Origin of the sequence: Desulfitobacterium sp. LBE (assembly GCF_007830365.1) — a bacterium.
Lineage (GTDB): Bacteria > Bacillota > Desulfitobacteriia > Desulfitobacteriales > Desulfitobacteriaceae > Desulfitobacterium > Desulfitobacterium hafniense.
This window is the reverse complement of sequence record NZ_VLKD01000001.1, coordinates 4590033-4607472: the sequence shown is the minus strand read 5'-3', so window position 1 is coordinate 4607472 and position 17440 is coordinate 4590033. Positions and strand designations below refer to the sequence as shown.

The window sequence follows — 17440 nt, the reverse complement described above, 5'->3', positions numbered from 1 at the left end:
AGGGGGATAATCCGAAAACATTGGCTGCAACTAAGCAAAAACGGGGTGCTGCCCTTAAAGTCCTTAAAATCCTTAAGAGACAATGCCCCGCTTGCTACATAACCAGCCATAGTATTTTTAGTACTTTTAATACTCTTTTTGAGTATTTTTAACCGCGCCAGTGGCCTGTTTATTCCCACCGCGGCATGAAATAATAAGGCTATGGAAAGGGCCCGCTTCCATAGAAGGTCAGAAGGGAGGTGTTGACATGTTTAAGCTTGAAAATGAGCTTTTGGACAAACTCTCCGAACTTCTCATCGTGAATGAGGACCTGCCCCAATACATTCTAGCGGGAGCCAAAGGTTGCCCCTGCGGAGGATCATGCGCGGGAGAATGTACCGGCACATGTGAATATGAAAGCCTGAAATCCAGCTGTGTTTTACTCCTGTAATTATCAAGTTCGAAGGTCCTCCCTCAAAAAAGAGATGTGAGGGAGGACCTCCACCAAGAGGAGGTGCTTATTTATGGGCGAAATCAGGCAAGGCGTTCGCAAGAATGTCATGATGATTGTCACCAATCGTTGTTCTCTAAACTGCGTATACTGTTATGAAAAATACAAAACATCCGAGGAAATGACCTTTGCTACAGCAAAATCGATCATTGACGAAGAAATGGCCGCTGATGACGGATACGAAGAAATCATTTTTGATTTTTTCGGTGGAGAGCCTTTTTTAAATTTTCCACTTATCAAAAGAGCCCATGACTATCTGCACAGCAAGACCTGGCCAAAGAAATATCTATGTTTTACCACTACCAATGGACTTCATATACATGGTGACGTGGCAAACTGGTTGTGGTCCAACAGAAGAACTTTCTGGTGCAGCTTAAGTCTTGATGGGACCCCCGGCATGCACAACCAAAACCGGAATAACTCCTATGACCAAATCAACGTGGATTTCTTCGCCAAGGCTTGGCCGGACCAGCCTGTCAAGATGACTATCAGCCGGCAGACGCTTCCCCATCTCGCAGACGGCATTATTTTCCTACATCGAAAGGGCTTTAAAGTCACTTCGACTTTTGCCCAAGGTATCAACTGGATAAAAGAGACCGACCTCCCCATCTTGGAGCGGGAATTAAAAAAGCTTATGGTTTTTTACAAGGCAAATCCAGAGTTTCCCCTTGCTTTCCTTCTTGATTACCCCATCCATGCCCTATGCCGGGAGCTTCCCCGTGAGGAAAAGTGGTGCGGCTGTGGCGAATCTATGAAGGCTTACTTTGTGGACGGTACTCTATACCCATGCCAGTGCTTCACCCCCTTGGCAAACGAAACAAGCCGCGAGCAGATCTATGAATCCATTGACTTCAAGCAAACTGCTACTTTTGTCTGTGCTGAGTGCACAGGCTGTCCATACCTGCCCATCTGTCCGACATGCTATGGCAGCAACTATATTCAAAGAGGCAGTATGGGCAGGCGTGATCAGTCTCTATGCGCCTTCTACCGTGCTTGCATTGACGCTTCCGCACAGTTCAGGGCAACGCAAATCATTCATCACCACCCAACTCCTGAAGAGCTGACACCTGAAGAGTACTATGTTTTAAAAGGAACCAAGTTGCTTCATGAGTCATGTTCCTGATTATTTATGACGACATTAATCCTTAACGGGCTTGCTGAGCGGGGAAGGCAAGCTCGTTTTCGTTTTTCTACATGAAGCGAACACCGGATAGTTTTAGTATACCTTTCCGGCTCTTGATGTCCCGGAAGGAGGAGAGGGTAAAGACAAAGCAGATTTCCTGTATGTTCTCAATAATATTGATTGGAATTCTTTTGAGATCCAGTGTCTGAGCCGTAAGCTCCTTTTGCATATCCACTTGAAAAGTGAACTGCGCCCGTCTGCCCTCATTCTTAAATTCGACGTTTATGGCGGCAATATCATCTTCTGGTGAAAGAGTACTAAATAGAAAATGACTATATAAAGAGTAGTCTTTCGGGGGTATAAATGAATAGCACAGGCCGGCAAATTTGGGAACGGGGTAGATAACCTCACCCTCTAAAATCAAGGCGTTAAAGTCAACGTGCAGAGTAATTTCATCCTCCTTTACTTGTTGGACCAGCGCCTTTGCATATCCATTCTCCGCAAAGCAAAAGGTAGGGTAGCCCTCCATGGGCAGAGTGGTGGAATCCGTGAGCTGTGCCAATTTTTTGACCATCAAGTCCTCTTCCTGAGTAAGTTGAACCCCATTCTTTTCAAAATGCTCAAGATAATCCCCGATAGAAAACTCTAAGTAAACTTTTTCATTTTCTTTATCCTTGACTCGTAGTAAAGATTGAAACAGCTGATCATTGGCAAATTGACTTTGACTCGCTGGATTCTTTTCCATAAGGTAGGCGGATAAGTACTCTTGGTACTTGCCATCTCCCATCAGTTGCAGCAATTCATCTTTGGTGACATGTAGCTCTCCCCTTGCGTCTGCCAGGCAGACCATTTTTAGAAGCATACGCTGAACCGGCTTATATTCTAACTCCAGCCAATAGTCCATAAGATAATCGAAGAAGCTTGCTTTATAGTTTGATTTCCTTACCAGGGCCATGGGGAGTACCACATGCTCCATGACCTGCAAGAGTGCATCTGTTACCTCATCCTGCAGCTGAAAGTAATGGGCATAAGTATAGGATGTACTATTAATAGTTTTCATGGCCTCTTCCAAATTGTAAATAACTTTTTTGGCTTTTAAATAGCATGGAAACGCTTTCGGGAACAAAAAGCAGATATCTTTCGCGGCGTTCCCTTGGAGCGCTCGCCTTACCTCACCCAGTGAGAGTTCCGCTTTCTTCTCCATTTTCTCTATAAGCAGCTTAAAAAAATTTCTCTCTGCCCTCAAGTTGGTACTTATAATGTGTTTTTCGATTAGATCGTTATCATTTATGGGTTGGTTGGCTTTAGCTGCTTTGGGGTCTTCTCCCTTTACGATACTTTGCAAAGGAATGCACAAAAAATAGTTTATGACCCGTTCTGCCGATTTCTTTTCCACACTGTTCCTTTGCGGAAAATCCTTTCTAAAGTTCTTACAGTCACTAAAATTTCTAGGGCTTTTAAAACAGAAAATCACTTGACTAAAGAATAAGTCCGTAATTCTTTTGCCTTTATAGACCTTTGTTTGTGAAATCTGAGTAGAATTATTGATAAAATTGTACCAGTATTCTCCCGAAGAGGATTCTCTGTTGAGGGTCATGTACTCATCCAGCTTTAAGGATCGCTTATAGTATTTGTCTACATAATCACGCTTGTATGAATTTAGCTCTTCGTTTGTGTAGACTTGATTCAATAGTTCAATAAAGTCTTCTAAATTTAGTTTTAAGGTATTGAATTCTTTTAATTCCGCTGACATGGTTTACTGCCCTCCAATCCAATAGCCATACCAATTTCACTTCTACATTACCTTTCTAACGCTTCTTTAATTAACTCCTTATATGTTCTTCCTGACTCGTTTACTACCCACGTTTGGACTTCCTGCTTATCAAATCCCTTTTCCGCCAAGTTAGCTATCAGTTCTGCATTCGGGAATATAAAGTCAAGCTCTTCAGGAGATAGTGCCAACATTTCCTCATATTCATAACCCAGGTTGAACAGGATAACGCTCATACCCATATCTATCCCAACCTTACTGAGTTCGCTTTTTTGTACATCATCAGGGTCGAATCCCATTCCATCCAGATGAGTTCCCGGCGCAAAGATTAGCTCAATATCCTCTTGTGGTAAATCTAATATTTCTTGCTCTGAATATCCCAAGTTGCCCAAAGTATTTAACATTCTAGTGGTAAGGCCTTTCCCTCTTGCTTCTTTCATAAATGACAATCGTTCCATGGATTGATTCATTTTCGTGCGTATTGTATATCTCGGTACATAAGCTGCCAATGCATTATTGGCTTTATAGACAACAGGCTCAAAATCCGCTTGCTTAAAATACAGTGTCGCTGCGTCCAGAAGTTTCTCTTCCGTAAGTATTTCATTAATATTTTTGATAGCCTTGACGCACTCTTCTTCGCTCGTAAAAATATAAACCAGAAGCACACCATCGAGATAGTAAAAACCCTTGGGCTCTACTTCATTCAATTTCAACAGCGCTTCTCTGTCAGGAAAATAAAATGACTCTGTTACATTAAAAGCGTCGGCTACGTCTTCAACATTAAACAATAAGTCAGTTTCGATGACTGTAACATCTGTATTCTGAATTGTATTCTCATCGCTATTCATAATATTTCCGCAACCAAAAAGGCTTAACAATCCCAAGATAAGCAACAGCGCGAACAATGACCTTTTCATCTGCATCCTCCTTTGTGAGGCGTCAAAATGATTTTTGCACCTTAATGCTTTTTACTTCGCCATACTCTAACCAATTCCCCCTATTAATCATAGATACAGGAAAACAAAATCAACCGAAACACATTAAATGTTCCGGTTGATTTTGTTTCAAAAAGTGTTCTATTTTTTAAATAAGAATTCTACTTTTTCAAAAGAGAACCTTCATGATACACATATTGCTCTGGTTTGTTTGACTCGAAGTACACTTGAAATAATTTTTTATCGTTATCTTGCAATAATACCGATTTTGCCCCAATAGATTTATTAATATCAGACCCATATATTGTGCCATTTTTAAACGTGAATATTTTTGTCTCGGGAATTGTGCCTAAAGTTGAAACTATTTCCTTCTTGCCATCATCGTCTAAATCAATTTCCACTGTATACCCTTCTATTTGTATTATTGATTCTTGTAATATTGATTCTTCTAAATTTTCTTCAACAAGAAGATAAAATGCCTGGGCATAATTGGCACCCAAAATCCCATAAATCTTTACTGCCTTCTTTCCAAACACCTGGACTTCTTCAATTCCCATTAAATCGTCCGGTGTGTTATCGACTGACACTTCACCTAGATCATAAGATTTATCTTTTAAACTAATCCCACCGTTTATTTGATGGTTTTCATTATCCTTATAAAGAAATACACTAACTCCATTATCAATTCTTTTTTCTTCAAAAATTTTACAACTATTATCCAAATGCAGGTTATCTACCTTAACTTTAATTACTTCAAAATAATCTAATTGATATGTATTGTCTTCGGCTTTATTACATCCGTTAAGTAAAAAAGTCAAAATAAATATTATAACTAATAACCTAAGTCTCATCATTTTCCTCTCCAATGATAATAATCTTTGAATTCTTTCCACGTCAGGAGTAACTTAAATTCAAGGTCGTAGTTTTCTCCATGTTAGCCTTCTTCTAATAATACTGTAACGCTTTTGTCGTCACCCTTCAATAGAGACTTTAACTAGTGTATACAACAAAATAGGATACTTACCCTTATAAATATTAAGTGTTAATATTCCCGCTCTATGGGGTAAATCTAATCCCTAATTACTTGCTCCAATTATAGTGTCTTCCTCTACGTTCTTTCCAATTATCTGTACCAAGTTCTTTAATCATAGCTAAGTTATGTTTAATATCAGGATGAAATAATTGCATTTCCGCTATGTATTCGCATGAAAAATATGCATTACATTCCCAGCAGCCCTCAAGTCCTTTTTTAATTGCACAAACACGGACTTTACAGGATTGAGCACACCCAGCTTCCGAACAAGGGCCTTTTCGGCAGTAATTGTAACAATGCAACTTTTCAAAAGCCTCTAATACATTGATAAATATATCATAATCCCTAAACTCGGCAACTTTTTGCGATTTAATTTTTACATAGTCTTTAAAATCAATATCCATAAGTAATTGATATAGTTCTGATGCCAACGCATACAGTTTTTCATTTCCAGGGATGCAATCATTACACCATAAGCCGCAAAACGAAGTTAAATCTTTATCCATTATCATAAGCCTCCAAATAGCCATAAGAATATTTTCACATTATGGATATCATCGGTGTAAATCTCATATCAAATACCACCAATCTCATTTTTTCACATTATGGGACATTTGATAATACTGACAGGCAAATTAGAATTTGTCAAACCCATGATATGCCAATTAAATATGGTTAATCACGTTGATTATTTTCCCAACGGCTTCATCAACAGTGAGGTGTGTTATATCAAGACGTGAATAATCATAAGGATTATAAACATCTCTTGAATTTTCTATACCGAATTTTATTCGTGTTTCATCTCTACCATCATTCCGTGCTCTTCTAATGTTTTCTTCCAGTTCACATTCTAAAATAACTGGTACAAATGCATAGGGTATACCCGTATCGGCTAACTTAGTCATTATATTACTAAATATTTGCTTTCTTGGGCCGTGAAACCCGTATAAAAATATTATATTCTCTATACTTGAGCATTTAAGATAATTGATTAGCATGGTAGCCATATTGTCCTCGACAATAGCCTTTAGTTCATCAGAAAACTCAAATGGATAAATCATTCTGCAATAATCACTATCAACAAAAGCAGAATTGTTCATTTTTCTATATAACTTACTGCATATTGTCGACTTACCTATTCCACTTGCACCACAAATAAAAATCAGTTTTTTCATGTGCTAATCACCGCCTAATACAAAGTATCCTTAGTTAAAAACTACTCGATAAATTCCAATTTACCGAGTACATCAACCTATTTCTTGAACAAATCCGCATGAGTGCCTGTCCTAGTAAGAGTCAGAGTTAATATGGCGTTTTCGGCAATATAAGTAAGCAACCAGTCTGGCTGAATATGGCACTCTCTAAACCCTTCAAAGCTGCCTTTCAAAGCGTGGTCACTATATTTTTCTGCCAATGGCCGACCATTGGCTATTTCTCCGACTATATACTCGAACAGTATGGAATCATACCCGCGCTTCAGCATTTGCCTGTATTCTTTTTGAAGCGAGAGGTTCTGTTAATCTTCATCATCGCTGTTCAAGTCCTCCATCAGCTCTGCTACTGTATTATAGCTTTTTGCCGGGACTTTTCCAGCTATGATATCACGGGCTTCCTGAATAGCCGCAAGCGTTTCGGAGTTATACTGAGGGTTTTTGACCTCGAAGGGCAACCCTCCAGTAAGAATAACCTGATGAAGGAAAATATTGATAGCTTCGGTAGTCGAAAGACCCAAGGTTTTAAGCGTAGCTTCAACACCAGCTTTAACGCCAGATTCAACCCTAATATGCAATATTTCCGATTTAGCCATGTTGTTCACCTCCTGTATTAATATATGCATTGTATCACGTTTCATATACATATTAACACATTTCCATTAACAATATAGAACCAGACAAATTACAGAATAATTGCTGCAAGCAGAGCAATCTCTTATTTAGCAGCGGAATAAACACTCTGATTATATTTTATAAATATACCAATTTCCACTTTTCCGCATCAAAAACTGTTCCATAATCCAACCAAAAAAGTGTTCCCTAACCCAATAAAAAACAGGGTACTGCTCCTTAAAATTAAGTGGCAATACCCTGTTTATATTTGTTTAATGGTTACTTTTATTGCCCCTTGCTGCTTACAGCCGCCTGGGCCGCAGCCAGGCAAGCGATAGGCACCCGGAATGGTGAACAAGACACATAATTCAGGCCGATTTGGTGGCAGAATTCGATGGATGAGGGATCTCCCCCATGCTCACCGCAGATGCCCACTTTGAGGCCTGGATTGGCTTCCCGGCCAAGTTGTACTCCCATTTTCATCAACTTGCCCACGCCAATGCGGTCAAGAACGGCAAAGGGGTTGTGCTCAAGGATGTTTTGCTCCAGATAAGCCGGAAGGAACTTCCCTTCGGCGTCATCCCTGGAGAAGCCTAAGGTGGTCTGGGTCAGGTCATTGGTGCCAAAGGAGAAGAAATCGGCGGCTGTAGCCACTTCATCGGCGGTCAGGGCAGCCCGGGGGACTTCGATCATGGTGCCTATGGTATAGGCGAAGGTTACGCCCTGTTCTGCCATAACAGTTTGGGCCGCCTCCTCGGTGACTTTGCGGAGTTTTGCCAGTTCCTTGACATGAATAACCAGCGGGATCATAACCTCCGGATAGATCTCATAGCCTTCCTTGACAAGGCGGGCCGCTGCCTGGAAAATTGCCCGGGCTTGCATAGCATAGATCTCAGGGAAGGTGATCCCCAGACGGCAGCCCCGATGCCCCAGCATGGGGTTCATTTCGGAGAGGGCACGGACTTTTCTCAGGAGAACTTCTTTCTCATTCAGTTCTTCTTCACGATCTCCCTGCAGTTTCAGCTTGGTGATATCCACCACCAGTTCCTCGACATTGGGGAGGAATTCATGGAGGGGAGGATCGAGAAGACGGATGGTTACCGGGAACCCGGCCATAACTTTAAGAATCCCGTAGAAATCCTCTTCCTGCATAGGCAGAAGTTTCGCTAAGGCTACTTCTCTTTCCGGCAGAGTCTGGGCGAGAATCATTTCCTGAACGATGGGTATACGGGCCGGATCCATAAACATATGCTCAGTCCGGCAAAGCCCGATGCCCTGGGCTCCAAAATCCCGGGCCTTTTGAGCATCACGGGGGTTATCGGCGTTGGCCAGGACCTTAAGTGTGCGAATCTCATCAGCCCAGCCCAGTAACTCCTTGAACTCTTCGCTGAGCTCCGGATCAATCATGGGAACCGCTCCCTTAATGACACGGCCGGTCGTCCCGTCAATGGAGAATAAGGTTCCTTCCGGATAAGTAACCCCATCGATAGTCACTGTATTATGGGCATAATCAATCCGCAGGGCCTCACAGCCGCATACCGCAGGTTTACCCATATGGCGGGCAACTACAGCGGCATGGCTGGTCATGCCCCCCCGGCTGGTCAGAATGCCTTGGGCTGCCAAAATTCCGTGGATATCATCCGGTGTGGTCTCAGTTCGCACCAAGAGGACCTTCTCGCCGGTGTGACCCAGGCGCTCAGCCTCATCGGCATCGAAAACGATCTTGCCGGAGGCTGCCCCCGGTGAAGCAGGAAGTCCTTTGGCAATAACCTCTAATTTAGCTTCACTGTCCATACGGCGGTGGAGCAATTGGTCTAACTGACCAGGCTCAATCCGGGCAATGGCTTCTTCCTTAGAGATAACTCCTTCCCGGCACAGCTCCACGGCGACGCGGATGGCTGCCGGAGCAGTGCGTTTCCCATTCCGGGTCTGGAGAATATAGAGCCGTCCCCGCTCAATGGTAAATTCAATATCCTGCATATCCCGATAATGGGCTTCCAGGCTATTGGAGGTCTCTACGAATTGAGCATAAATCGCCTGGTTCTCATCTTCGAGGCTTTTGATAGGCTGAGGAGTGCGGATACCTGCCACCACATCCTCACCCTGAGCATTCATAAGATACTCACCATAAAGAACTCTCTCACCTGTGGAGGGATTGCGGGTGAAGGCTACTCCCGTACCGGAGTCGTTGCCCATGTTGCCGAAGACCATGGATTGCACATTGACTGCCGTGCCGATATTATCGGGAATGCTATTGATCCTCCGATAGACAATGGCCCGATCATTGTTCCAGGAACGGAAAACGGCTAAAATGGCCTGTTCCAGTTGCTTCATAGGCTCTAACGGGAAAGGGCTGCCTGTACGGCGCTGAATGAGCCTTTTATACCCCTCCACGACTCCTTTGAGGCTCTCTGCCGTAAGCTCCGAGTCGTAATTGACATTTTGTTTTTCTTTGGCTTCTTCCAGAATTCTCTCAAATTCATGATGCTCTACTTCCAGCACCACATCACCGAACATTTGAATAAAACGCCGGTAGCTGTCATAGGCAAAACGGGCATTCTGAGTGGAGGCAGCAAGACCCTCTACTGTCTCATCATTAAGTCCGAGATTAAGGATGGTATCCATCATACCGGGCATGGAGAATTTCGCGCCGGAACGGACAGAGACCAACAGGGGATTGTCTTTGTCCCCGAATTTTTTCCCTGTGGCCTTTTCTATATCTCCTAAAGCCGGACCAATCTGCTCCCATAGTCCTTCCGGCAGGTTGCGACCCAGGGCATAATAGTCATTGCATGCTTCTGTGGTAATGGTGAACCCTGGAGGTACGGGCAGCCCGATATTGGTCATCTCTGCCAAATTGGCACCCTTACCGCCTAATAAATCCCGCATGGAAGCCTGACCTTCACGAAATAAATAAACAAACTTCTTAGACATTTCGCTCCCCCTTATACAATATCTCTAGTATTCTTGATGCCGTTTCTTCAATAGCCTTTCCCGTGGCATCAATGATCGGGCAACCTACTTTACGCATAATTCCCCGGGCATATTCCAGTTCTTCCACAATGCGCTCATAATTTGCATAGTCCGCACTGGATCCTAATCCTAAAGTCCTTAACCGTTCCGTGCGAATTTGATTCAAAAGATCCGGCTTTAACGTCAAGCCAATGACTTTCTGTGAGGGAACTCTGAAAAGCTCCTGCGGCGGAGAGACTTCAGGGACCAGCGGAATATTGGCCGCTTTGATGCCTTTATGGGCCAGGTACATGCTTAAGGGAGTTTTTGATGTCCGGGACACTCCGATCAGCACTACATCCGCCAAAAGCACTCCCCGGGGATCCTTGCCATCATCATATTTTACCGCAAATTCGATGGCATCCACTTTACGAAAATACTGTTCATCCAATATATGAGTTACATTAGGGGTATAGCTGGGCAAAAGGCCGGTCTGATCAGCCAGCATCTTAATCAGAGGGCCGAGAATATCCACGGTTCGCAATCCATAGTCTTTGGCTTTTTCTTCTAAATAATTCCGCAGTTTTTTTACCACAAGGGTGTAGGCAATAATCGCTTGCTCCTTGGCTGCTTCTTCGAGGATTTCGTCAATGTGGATTTCATCCTGCACATAGGGTACCTTGCGGATTTTGGTCCGAATCCCCGAAAATTGAGCTGCCGCTGCCCGGCTGACATATTCAGCCGTCTCACCCAAAGCATCTGAAATTATGTATATGACAGGCATTTCCTTTGTCACTGTACACCTCCGAGGTCAATTATTAGGGTCCAAAAGGTCATGATTGGGCACCTAATGACCCGATCTGAACAAAGAGTTTCGTAACGTTCGTCTTGGTGAAACGTCCTATGACTTCATAGCGCTCCTCACCTTTTTCATCAATAAAGGCTTCTACAACAGGCAAGGTGTCAATTTGATGCAGGGTTAATTTCCTTGCTGCTTCGAGAACCGGTTCGTCCGCTGTCGTCATAATAATATTAGGCATCCGGGTCATAATGATACTCACGGGAACCTGCTGAAGATCGGTTTTACCCAGGGTAGATTTAAGCAAATCTTTCCGGGACACCATTCCCCTTAAGGTTTGGCCTTCCCCAACCACTGTCAGACTTCCGACATTTTGGGTAAACATAGTGACTATGGCATCATAAATACTGATGTTTTCCCGGATAGATATAGGAAGGGATTTAAAATCACCCACCCTGAGCTGGCGAAGTCGATCCATATAAGGTGATGTTTTCTTCTTCTCCTTATAAAAGTATCCTACCCTCGGTCGGGCTTCGAGGACCCCTGCCATGGTTAAAATCGTCAGGTCAGGACGCAGGGTCGCTCGTGTCAAATCAAGCTTTGCAGCGATTTGTTCCCCAGTAATTGGGCTTGAATTCTTTACGATTTCTACAATTCTTGCTTGACGTTCCGTAAACTCCAACCCTTTTCACCTCATTCATCTCTCACTCGTGTATACATATATTCCTTATACGTGCCAAATGTGACATACTAATCTGCGTAACACAGATAAATATTCCACACAATTTTTCTATTTCCTTCAACTTATAGTATCCAATTCAAAAAAAAATAACGGCGCTTCTGCTGAAATTATGCAAAAGCGCCGCAGTGGCTTATCCAATTATGCTAAGAGGCTGAGATCTCCCAGGCAGCCGAGGATGGCGACACATTCACCGAGGAGAGCCAGACGGGCTTGCTTGAGGATCTCATCTTCCACCATGATCATGACTGCATTAAATAATGCTTCAATCATGGGGATGAGTTCAGAAGCCAAAGCATAGGCTTCTGCGTAGTCACCCTTTTCAATCAGGGCGGCAAAAGCTTCCTGTCTCTGGACAAGAGCTGCAGCCAGGGCAATTTCTGTAGGATCGATAAGATTCTTAGGGTCCAAAGGCTGAGTTTGAGCCTTTTTACTGAGATTCAAGCAGCGAATATAAGCTTGGGAGTAGGGAACAAACTCCGTTGTTTCCCGCTTGGCCGCCAGAACTTGGGCCTTCCTGGCTGCCCGCGTGATCTGATTGCTGCCCTGGGCGAGGACCGCATCAAGGGTATCGTAACGCGCCCCTTGCTCCTGAAGCACAAAGCGCAGCCGCTGCTGGAAGAAATCCTGGAGAGCACTTTGCAGATCGGCTAAAGGAAGCAGACTGATTCCTTGCTCAGCAAAGTTCACATAAGAAGCAGCAATCAGCTGTTCCAAAGAGATATCCCAGCCTGCTTCCAGAATGATCCCTACGACCCCTTGAGCCTGGCGTCTTAAGGCATAGGGGTCCTGAGACCCGGTAGGCTGAATCCCGATGCCAAAGGCACCCACAATAGCATCCAGCTTATCGGCAACACTGACGATTTGCCCAGTGTAGGATTGCGGCAATTCATCCCCGGCGAAACGAGGTTGATAATGCTCGAGAATCCCTGTGCACACTTCGGGCTTTTCACCAACCATGCGGGCATAATCCGCTCCCATAATCCCTTGAAGCTCCGGGAAATCATAGACCATCAACGTCACCAGATCCGCTTTGGCCAGCAGTGCCGTCCGCTCAACCAAGTCCTGCTTTTCGCTCTCCATCCCCAATCGAGCTGCTATCCCCCGGGCCAGGGTCCGAATCCGCTCCACCCGCTGGCGGACACTGCCTAATTTCTCATGGTAGGTGACTTTATCCAGCTTTTCGACCAGCACAGCAAGAGGTGTTTTTTGGTCTTCACGATAATAGAAGGCCGCATCTTCCAAGCGGGCTTTGAGAACTTTCTCATTCCCGGCCTTGACCTTCGCCAGGGCATGATCATCCCCATTGCGTACGGTAATGAAATAGGGAAGCAGCTTGCCTTCCTTATCCCGTACGGGGAAATAACGCTGATGCTCTTTCATGGGAGTGGTGATCACCGGTTCCGGCAGATGCATATAATTCGGAGCCACTTCGCCGAGCAGAGCGGTAGGGTATTCGATGATATGGGTTACTTCATCCAGAAGATCGTCATCCTTCTCCACATCTCCCCCCACTTTAGCGGCGAGGGCATGGATTTGCTCCCAGACGGATTGCCGGCGCTGCTCCGGGTCCACCATGACAAAGGCCTGGAGCATTTGTTTTTCATAGTCCGCCGGGCTATCCAAAGTTACAGGTCCGCCTAAGGTACGATGCCCCCGGGAGGCTTTTCCCGATGCCAGCCCCACAAACTCAAAGGGGATGACCTCACTGCCGAATAAGGCAACGATCCAGCGAATGGGGCGGGCAAAGCGGAACTCCAGGTCGGCCCAGCGCATCGGCTTGGGAAAATGCAGTCCGGTGATCAAATCGGTGCAAAGCTTGGGCAATAATTGCAAGGTAGGCTGGCCCAGCTCAAATTTCCGGGCATAGACATAGGACACACCGTTTAATTCCTGAACGAAAAGATCCTTGGGCTCCACCCCTTGCCCCCGGGCAAAGCCTTGAGCAGCCTTAGTAGGGTTTCCCTCCGCATCATAGGCCGCTTTGACGGCAGGCCCTTTGACCTCTGCTGTAAAATCCGTTTGTTTTTCGGCCAGGCCTTGAATAAGCACGGCAAAACGCCGGGGTGTAGTGTAAACTTTCAGGTCTTGATAATCCAGACGCAGCTCCTGGCAGTATTTCTGGGCTTGCTCACGAAGTTGGTTCAGCACTCCCGGGGCAAATTTCGCCGGGATCTCTTCTGTGCCGATCTCTAAGAGAAAATCCTTAGCCATCTTATTCGGCCTCCTTTCCGGACTGTTCTTTGAGTAAGGGGTAGCCTAAGCGTTCCCGCTGCTCCACATAGGCCTGAGCACAGAGACGGGCCAAATTGCGGACCCGGGCGATATAGCCCGTCCGCTCAGTCACACTGATGGCTCCGCGGGCATCGAGAAGGTTGAAGGTATGGGAGCATTTCAGGACATAATCATAAGCAGGAAGGACCAATCCTTTCTCCACGATTCGAATGGCTTCCTTCTCATACATTTCAAACCAGGTTTGCAGGGCTTCCACATCGGCGGCTTCAAAATTGTAATGAGAATAATCAATCTCGTTTTGGAGGTAGATATCGCCGTAAGTGATATCTCCTACATACTCAATATCATAGACACTCTCTTTATTTTGAATATACATGGCCAAACGCTCGAGACCGTAGGTGATCTCGGCACAGACCGGTTTGCAGTCAATCCCCCCGCATTGTTGGAAGTAGGTGAACTGAGTGACTTCCATGCCATCCAGCCAAACTTCCCAACCTAACCCCCAGGCCCCCAGGGTCGGCGACTCCCAGTTGTCTTCCACAAAGCGAATATCATGTTCTTTGGGGTTAACTCCCAAACGTTCCAGGCTTTGCAGATAGAGCTCCTGAATATTATCCGGCGAAGGCTTAATAATAACCTGGTATTGAAAATAATGCTGTAAACGATTGGGGTTTTCTCCATAGCGTCCATCCGTAGGACGGCGGGAAGGCTCAATATAAGCCACTTTCCACGGTTCAGGCCCCAGGGCACGCAAGAAGGTGTTGGGATTAAAGGTTCCGGCGCCTTTTTCCATATCATAAGGCTGAGCAATGATGCACCCTTGTTCTCCCCAAAATTGATTCAGGGAAAGGATCATGTCCTGAAATTTCATGGTTAACCTCCCTATTTTTTACTACCTAATCTCTTGAGCTACCGGGACATTAAAGAAAACTTGGCTGGCAAAGGCGGCTGCCTGGTTGTCTTTGTGCTTCCTGTAATGCAAAAAACTCCCGTCCCGTAGCTTTCGCTACAGGGACGAGAGTATCCTTCCCGCGGTTCCACCCTGCTTGATCTCCATATAAGCCGCCTGGTTCCCAAACTCCTGAAAAGGCAGCTCTCAAGGAAATCCTCCTTCTTTAAAACGTGCTCCAAGTGCCCTGATCCGCTTACCCGTCTGGTTTCCACCCTGCCAAACTCTCTTAAGGGATACCCGAATCTTCCTCTCATCATCACACCATAAGATTCAATTTGGAAATAATTATAGTATGATTTGATTCTTTTGTCAAACTAAGCCGTCCTAATCCCATGCTCTTTTTCAATCATACTCAAAACTGAAGCAAGTCCCTTCGCCTGGGAGTAGTAGATCTTCTTATTATATTTTCTGGCCACATCTTTGGCATCCCACATGCTGGAATGGGAACAGACCATTTGCACGATAATCACACAATCTGTGTCCTTGATGAGGTTTTCCAATACCTTTTTGTTGTTTTTTTTTGGCACGCCGTCGTGGAAGCGCAGTTCGATATTTTTCAGCTTGCCCATGGATTTGCTGTGCCGCTCAAAATTATATCCGCCTATAATCGCTAACTTCATTTTACCAAACCCCTTCCTGTAAAGTCTGGATACTCAGTTTCTCATCACAAGGCCTAGAAAGCAGGATAACTTCGAAGTTTCCGCCATACCGGCGATATTTATGCTGGAAGTTATAAAAACAGCGGGGACAACTTGTTACGATCTTCTTTATTTTCAACTCCTGCCAAGCAGTGATATTTCTTTGGCTTATTAAACCCGAAAGCTCTCCATAGCCCAATTGGCAGGCTTTATCCCCACAACACCACTGATCTTTACCCAGAACGGCAAAATCAATTTTTCTATCCCTAAGCAACTGCATACAGACCATATTCCATTCCCCTTTTGACCTGTCAGCAAAGGGATTACATCCGGGAAAAAACAAATATTCGGCATCGGGTCTTTCCGCAAAAGTCGGTATCCCCATCATTTTCATACAATTCAATCCCATTGTTGACCAACCTTCTTTCTCCATGTTGGCGGGCTCCAGTCCAACCGATCTTTAAACGTTAAAAGGTTCCACTTTAACGAAAGTGGAACCTCTATTAAACCCAACATATTGGGAATCCACCTCCTTTTCAAACGTGAAGGCATAGCCATTTCTGGATATACCCCGAGGGCGTACAGCCCTGGCCGACCAACCATGGATGACTCTTTAGGTTGCTCCGGCTCGGAGATCATTATGAAGTTTTTCTCAATCACTATTCTTATTATATATTGGGTTTAGTTATGTTTCAATAGGTTTTGATCAGATTGATTTTAATCATTATAAACACTGCTGCAAATACAAGGCGATGATGTGAGGGAGCGCATCCCGGTTTTCCCGGCACACGGAAACCAGCTTTACCTTGGGATGACATCTTATCCGATCCGTCCAGCCGTTGCTGGCCTGCTTGATCACGCCAAGAATCGGAACCGGACCTTCTATGGCTGCTAAGATCTCCTGCTGAAAGACAAGAGCCTCCCGTTCCAGGCTGCCGCATTCATCCATCACGATAAGTTGAGCCTGGTTTCCGCCACAGCGAACGAGTTCTGCCCCATACCCATCAAACCGCTCTGTAAAGACTTGGGGGGGACTATTTTCACAAAAATGAACCACACTGTTTTCTTCCTGATAGACCTTCTCTCCCGAGGCTGCAGCCAGATAAAGCCGCCGGTTGGGAGAACCTCTGTCCGGGCCAAAGTAGGTTCTGAATCCTGCGTAGGTTACCTGGCAAAGAGCCAGTGCTTTATCGACGATGGTACTTTTGCCCACTTGGATCTCCCCGGTCAAAAAGATGTGCATTTACAGCCTCCCTTCGATTTCAAATATTCCTACAGCCTTTTGGCGCGGCAGATAGAGGGGAAAATCTGCTTTGCCTGTTTCCACAAGACGTTCCGATAGAAAACCTGCCAAATCTCCGGGGTTGATATCATGGGATTGGGTCCTGATAAAAGCCCGGGCATCTTCCTCCGACCGAAAGGGCTGGCCAAATTCAAAAGCCGTTTCGGTTAGGGAATAAGCTATTCCCTTGCTGTTCAAATTTCCCTCTACCTCTTCAGAGGTGTTTTTCTGGAATTTCCGATACTTTTCCGGATAGAGCTCTGTCTGGCTCTTTCTGCCCACCACAGCGATGAGTTTTTTACAGCGGGGCAAAAATTGTTCCAACTCACGGCTGCCGAAGAAGCTGATCAAGATAACATCCCACCCCGCCTCGATGGCATTGCAATCCATCAGCAAAGGAGTGATGTTCCTGATATTTTCGGCCTGAATTCTTTGTTTAAGTATCTCAATGGCATAGGGATTCTTATCTATGCAGGTAATACTGTCAATGGTTTTGCTCAGCTCTAAATCCACCAGTCCTATGCCGCAGCCAATATCACATAAAGAAGAGTGCTCCGCCACTTTAGGCCCTACCAACTCAGCAATATTCTTGAAAAAACCGGTATACCTTTCTGCGTCCTGATACCATCTCACCGTATTTTCATTCCATTCGAAATTCATCCTGC

At 44.9% G+C, this 17440-nt stretch carries 18 protein-coding genes and 1 riboswitch; of the genes, 2 read left to right on the top strand and 16 right to left on the bottom strand.

What is annotated here, in order from left to right:
• Positions 1 to 247 precede the first annotated feature (247 nt).
• Entirely contained in the window at positions 248 to 430 is a 183-nt protein-coding gene (locus tag DESLBE_RS21680) for a hypothetical protein (RefSeq protein WP_005816376.1), read from the top strand.
• A 73-nt stretch (positions 431 to 503) separates the two neighbouring features.
• On the top strand, positions 504 to 1613 hold the full coding sequence (locus DESLBE_RS21675) for a radical SAM protein (RefSeq protein WP_058491227.1): 1110 nt from the start codon (positions 504 to 506) through the stop codon (positions 1611 to 1613).
• A 67-nt stretch (positions 1614 to 1680) separates the two neighbouring features.
• Here DESLBE_RS21675 and DESLBE_RS21670 read toward each other — a convergent pair whose 3' ends face one another.
• The 16 genes from DESLBE_RS21670 to DESLBE_RS21590 all read right to left on the bottom strand — a co-directional run bounded on the left by DESLBE_RS21670 (position 1681) and on the right by DESLBE_RS21590 (position 17435).
• On the bottom strand, positions 1681 to 3366 hold the full coding sequence (locus tag DESLBE_RS21670) for a hypothetical protein (RefSeq protein WP_015945128.1): 1686 nt from the start codon (positions 3364 to 3366) through the stop codon (positions 1681 to 1683).
• 47 nt (positions 3367 to 3413) lie between these two features.
• On the bottom strand, positions 3414 to 4301 hold the full coding sequence (locus tag DESLBE_RS21665) for a hypothetical protein (RefSeq protein WP_058491228.1): 888 nt from the start codon (positions 4299 to 4301) through the stop codon (positions 3414 to 3416).
• A gap of 179 nt (positions 4302 to 4480) precedes the next feature.
• The gene (locus tag DESLBE_RS21660) at positions 4481 to 5170 is read right to left on the bottom strand and encodes a hypothetical protein (protein WP_058491229.1); all 690 of its coding nucleotides are present in this window, start codon (positions 5168 to 5170) and stop codon (positions 4481 to 4483) included.
• A 229-nt stretch (positions 5171 to 5399) separates the two neighbouring features.
• Complete coding sequence (locus DESLBE_RS21655) at positions 5400 to 5858, bottom strand: DUF3795 domain-containing protein (RefSeq protein WP_243131363.1); 459 nt, start codon at positions 5856 to 5858, stop codon at positions 5400 to 5402.
• 159 nt (positions 5859 to 6017) lie between these two features.
• Positions 6018 to 6527 carry an AAA family ATPase gene (locus DESLBE_RS21650; RefSeq protein ID WP_144678185.1) on the bottom strand — a complete coding sequence of 170 codons (510 nt, stop codon included), beginning with the start codon at positions 6525 to 6527 and terminating at the stop codon, positions 6018 to 6020.
• A 77-nt stretch (positions 6528 to 6604) separates the two neighbouring features.
• Positions 6605 to 6835, bottom strand: coding sequence for a type II toxin-antitoxin system YafQ family toxin (locus tag DESLBE_RS21645; protein WP_144678184.1), 231 nt, complete (start codon positions 6833 to 6835; stop codon positions 6605 to 6607).
• Between the two features lie 33 nt (positions 6836 to 6868).
• Complete coding sequence (locus DESLBE_RS21640; RefSeq protein WP_144678183.1) at positions 6869 to 7159, bottom strand: type II toxin-antitoxin system RelB/DinJ family antitoxin; 291 nt, start codon at positions 7157 to 7159, stop codon at positions 6869 to 6871.
• A 304-nt stretch (positions 7160 to 7463) separates the two neighbouring features.
• On the bottom strand, positions 7464 to 10112 hold the full coding sequence (gene ppdK, locus DESLBE_RS21635; RefSeq protein WP_058491230.1) for a pyruvate, phosphate dikinase: 2649 nt from the start codon (positions 10110 to 10112) through the stop codon (positions 7464 to 7466).
• Positions 10105 to 10926 carry a pyruvate, water dikinase regulatory protein gene (locus DESLBE_RS21630; protein ID WP_015945133.1) on the bottom strand — a complete coding sequence of 274 codons (822 nt, stop codon included), beginning with the start codon at positions 10924 to 10926 and terminating at the stop codon, positions 10105 to 10107. The genes ppdK and DESLBE_RS21630 overlap by 8 nt, the downstream gene beginning before the upstream one ends.
• A 37-nt stretch (positions 10927 to 10963) precedes the next feature.
• The gene (locus DESLBE_RS21625) at positions 10964 to 11611 is read right to left on the bottom strand and encodes a helix-turn-helix transcriptional regulator (protein ID WP_005816391.1); all 648 of its coding nucleotides are present in this window, start codon (positions 11609 to 11611) and stop codon (positions 10964 to 10966) included.
• Positions 11612 to 11809: 198 nt separating this feature from the next.
• A complete protein-coding gene (glyS, locus tag DESLBE_RS21620) occupies positions 11810 to 13882 on the bottom strand; it encodes a glycine--tRNA ligase subunit beta (RefSeq protein ID WP_058491231.1) in 2073 nt (690 codons plus the stop codon).
• 1 nt (position 13883) lies between these two features.
• Positions 13884 to 14774 (bottom strand): glycine--tRNA ligase subunit alpha, encoded by an 891-nt coding sequence (gene glyQ, locus DESLBE_RS21615; RefSeq protein WP_005816395.1) that lies wholly within the window; start codon positions 14772 to 14774, stop codon positions 13884 to 13886.
• A gap of 395 nt (positions 14775 to 15169) precedes the next feature.
• Complete coding sequence (locus DESLBE_RS21605; RefSeq protein ID WP_005816397.1) at positions 15170 to 15475, bottom strand: DUF2325 domain-containing protein; 306 nt, start codon at positions 15473 to 15475, stop codon at positions 15170 to 15172.
• 1 nt (position 15476) lies between these two features.
• Positions 15477 to 15926 carry a (Fe-S)-binding protein gene (locus DESLBE_RS21600; RefSeq protein WP_011460841.1) on the bottom strand — a complete coding sequence of 150 codons (450 nt, stop codon included), beginning with the start codon at positions 15924 to 15926 and terminating at the stop codon, positions 15477 to 15479.
• Positions 15927 to 16006: 80 nt separating this feature from the next.
• Positions 16007 to 16139, bottom strand: a riboswitch (molybdenum cofactor riboswitch).
• A gap of 78 nt (positions 16140 to 16217) precedes the next feature.
• Positions 16218 to 16736 carry a nucleoside-triphosphatase gene (locus DESLBE_RS21595; protein ID WP_058491232.1) on the bottom strand — a complete coding sequence of 173 codons (519 nt, stop codon included), beginning with the start codon at positions 16734 to 16736 and terminating at the stop codon, positions 16218 to 16220.
• A complete protein-coding gene (locus tag DESLBE_RS21590; protein WP_058491233.1) occupies positions 16737 to 17435 on the bottom strand; it encodes a class I SAM-dependent methyltransferase in 699 nt (232 codons plus the stop codon). It lies immediately after the preceding gene.
• Between the last annotated feature and the right edge of the window lie 5 nt (positions 17436 to 17440).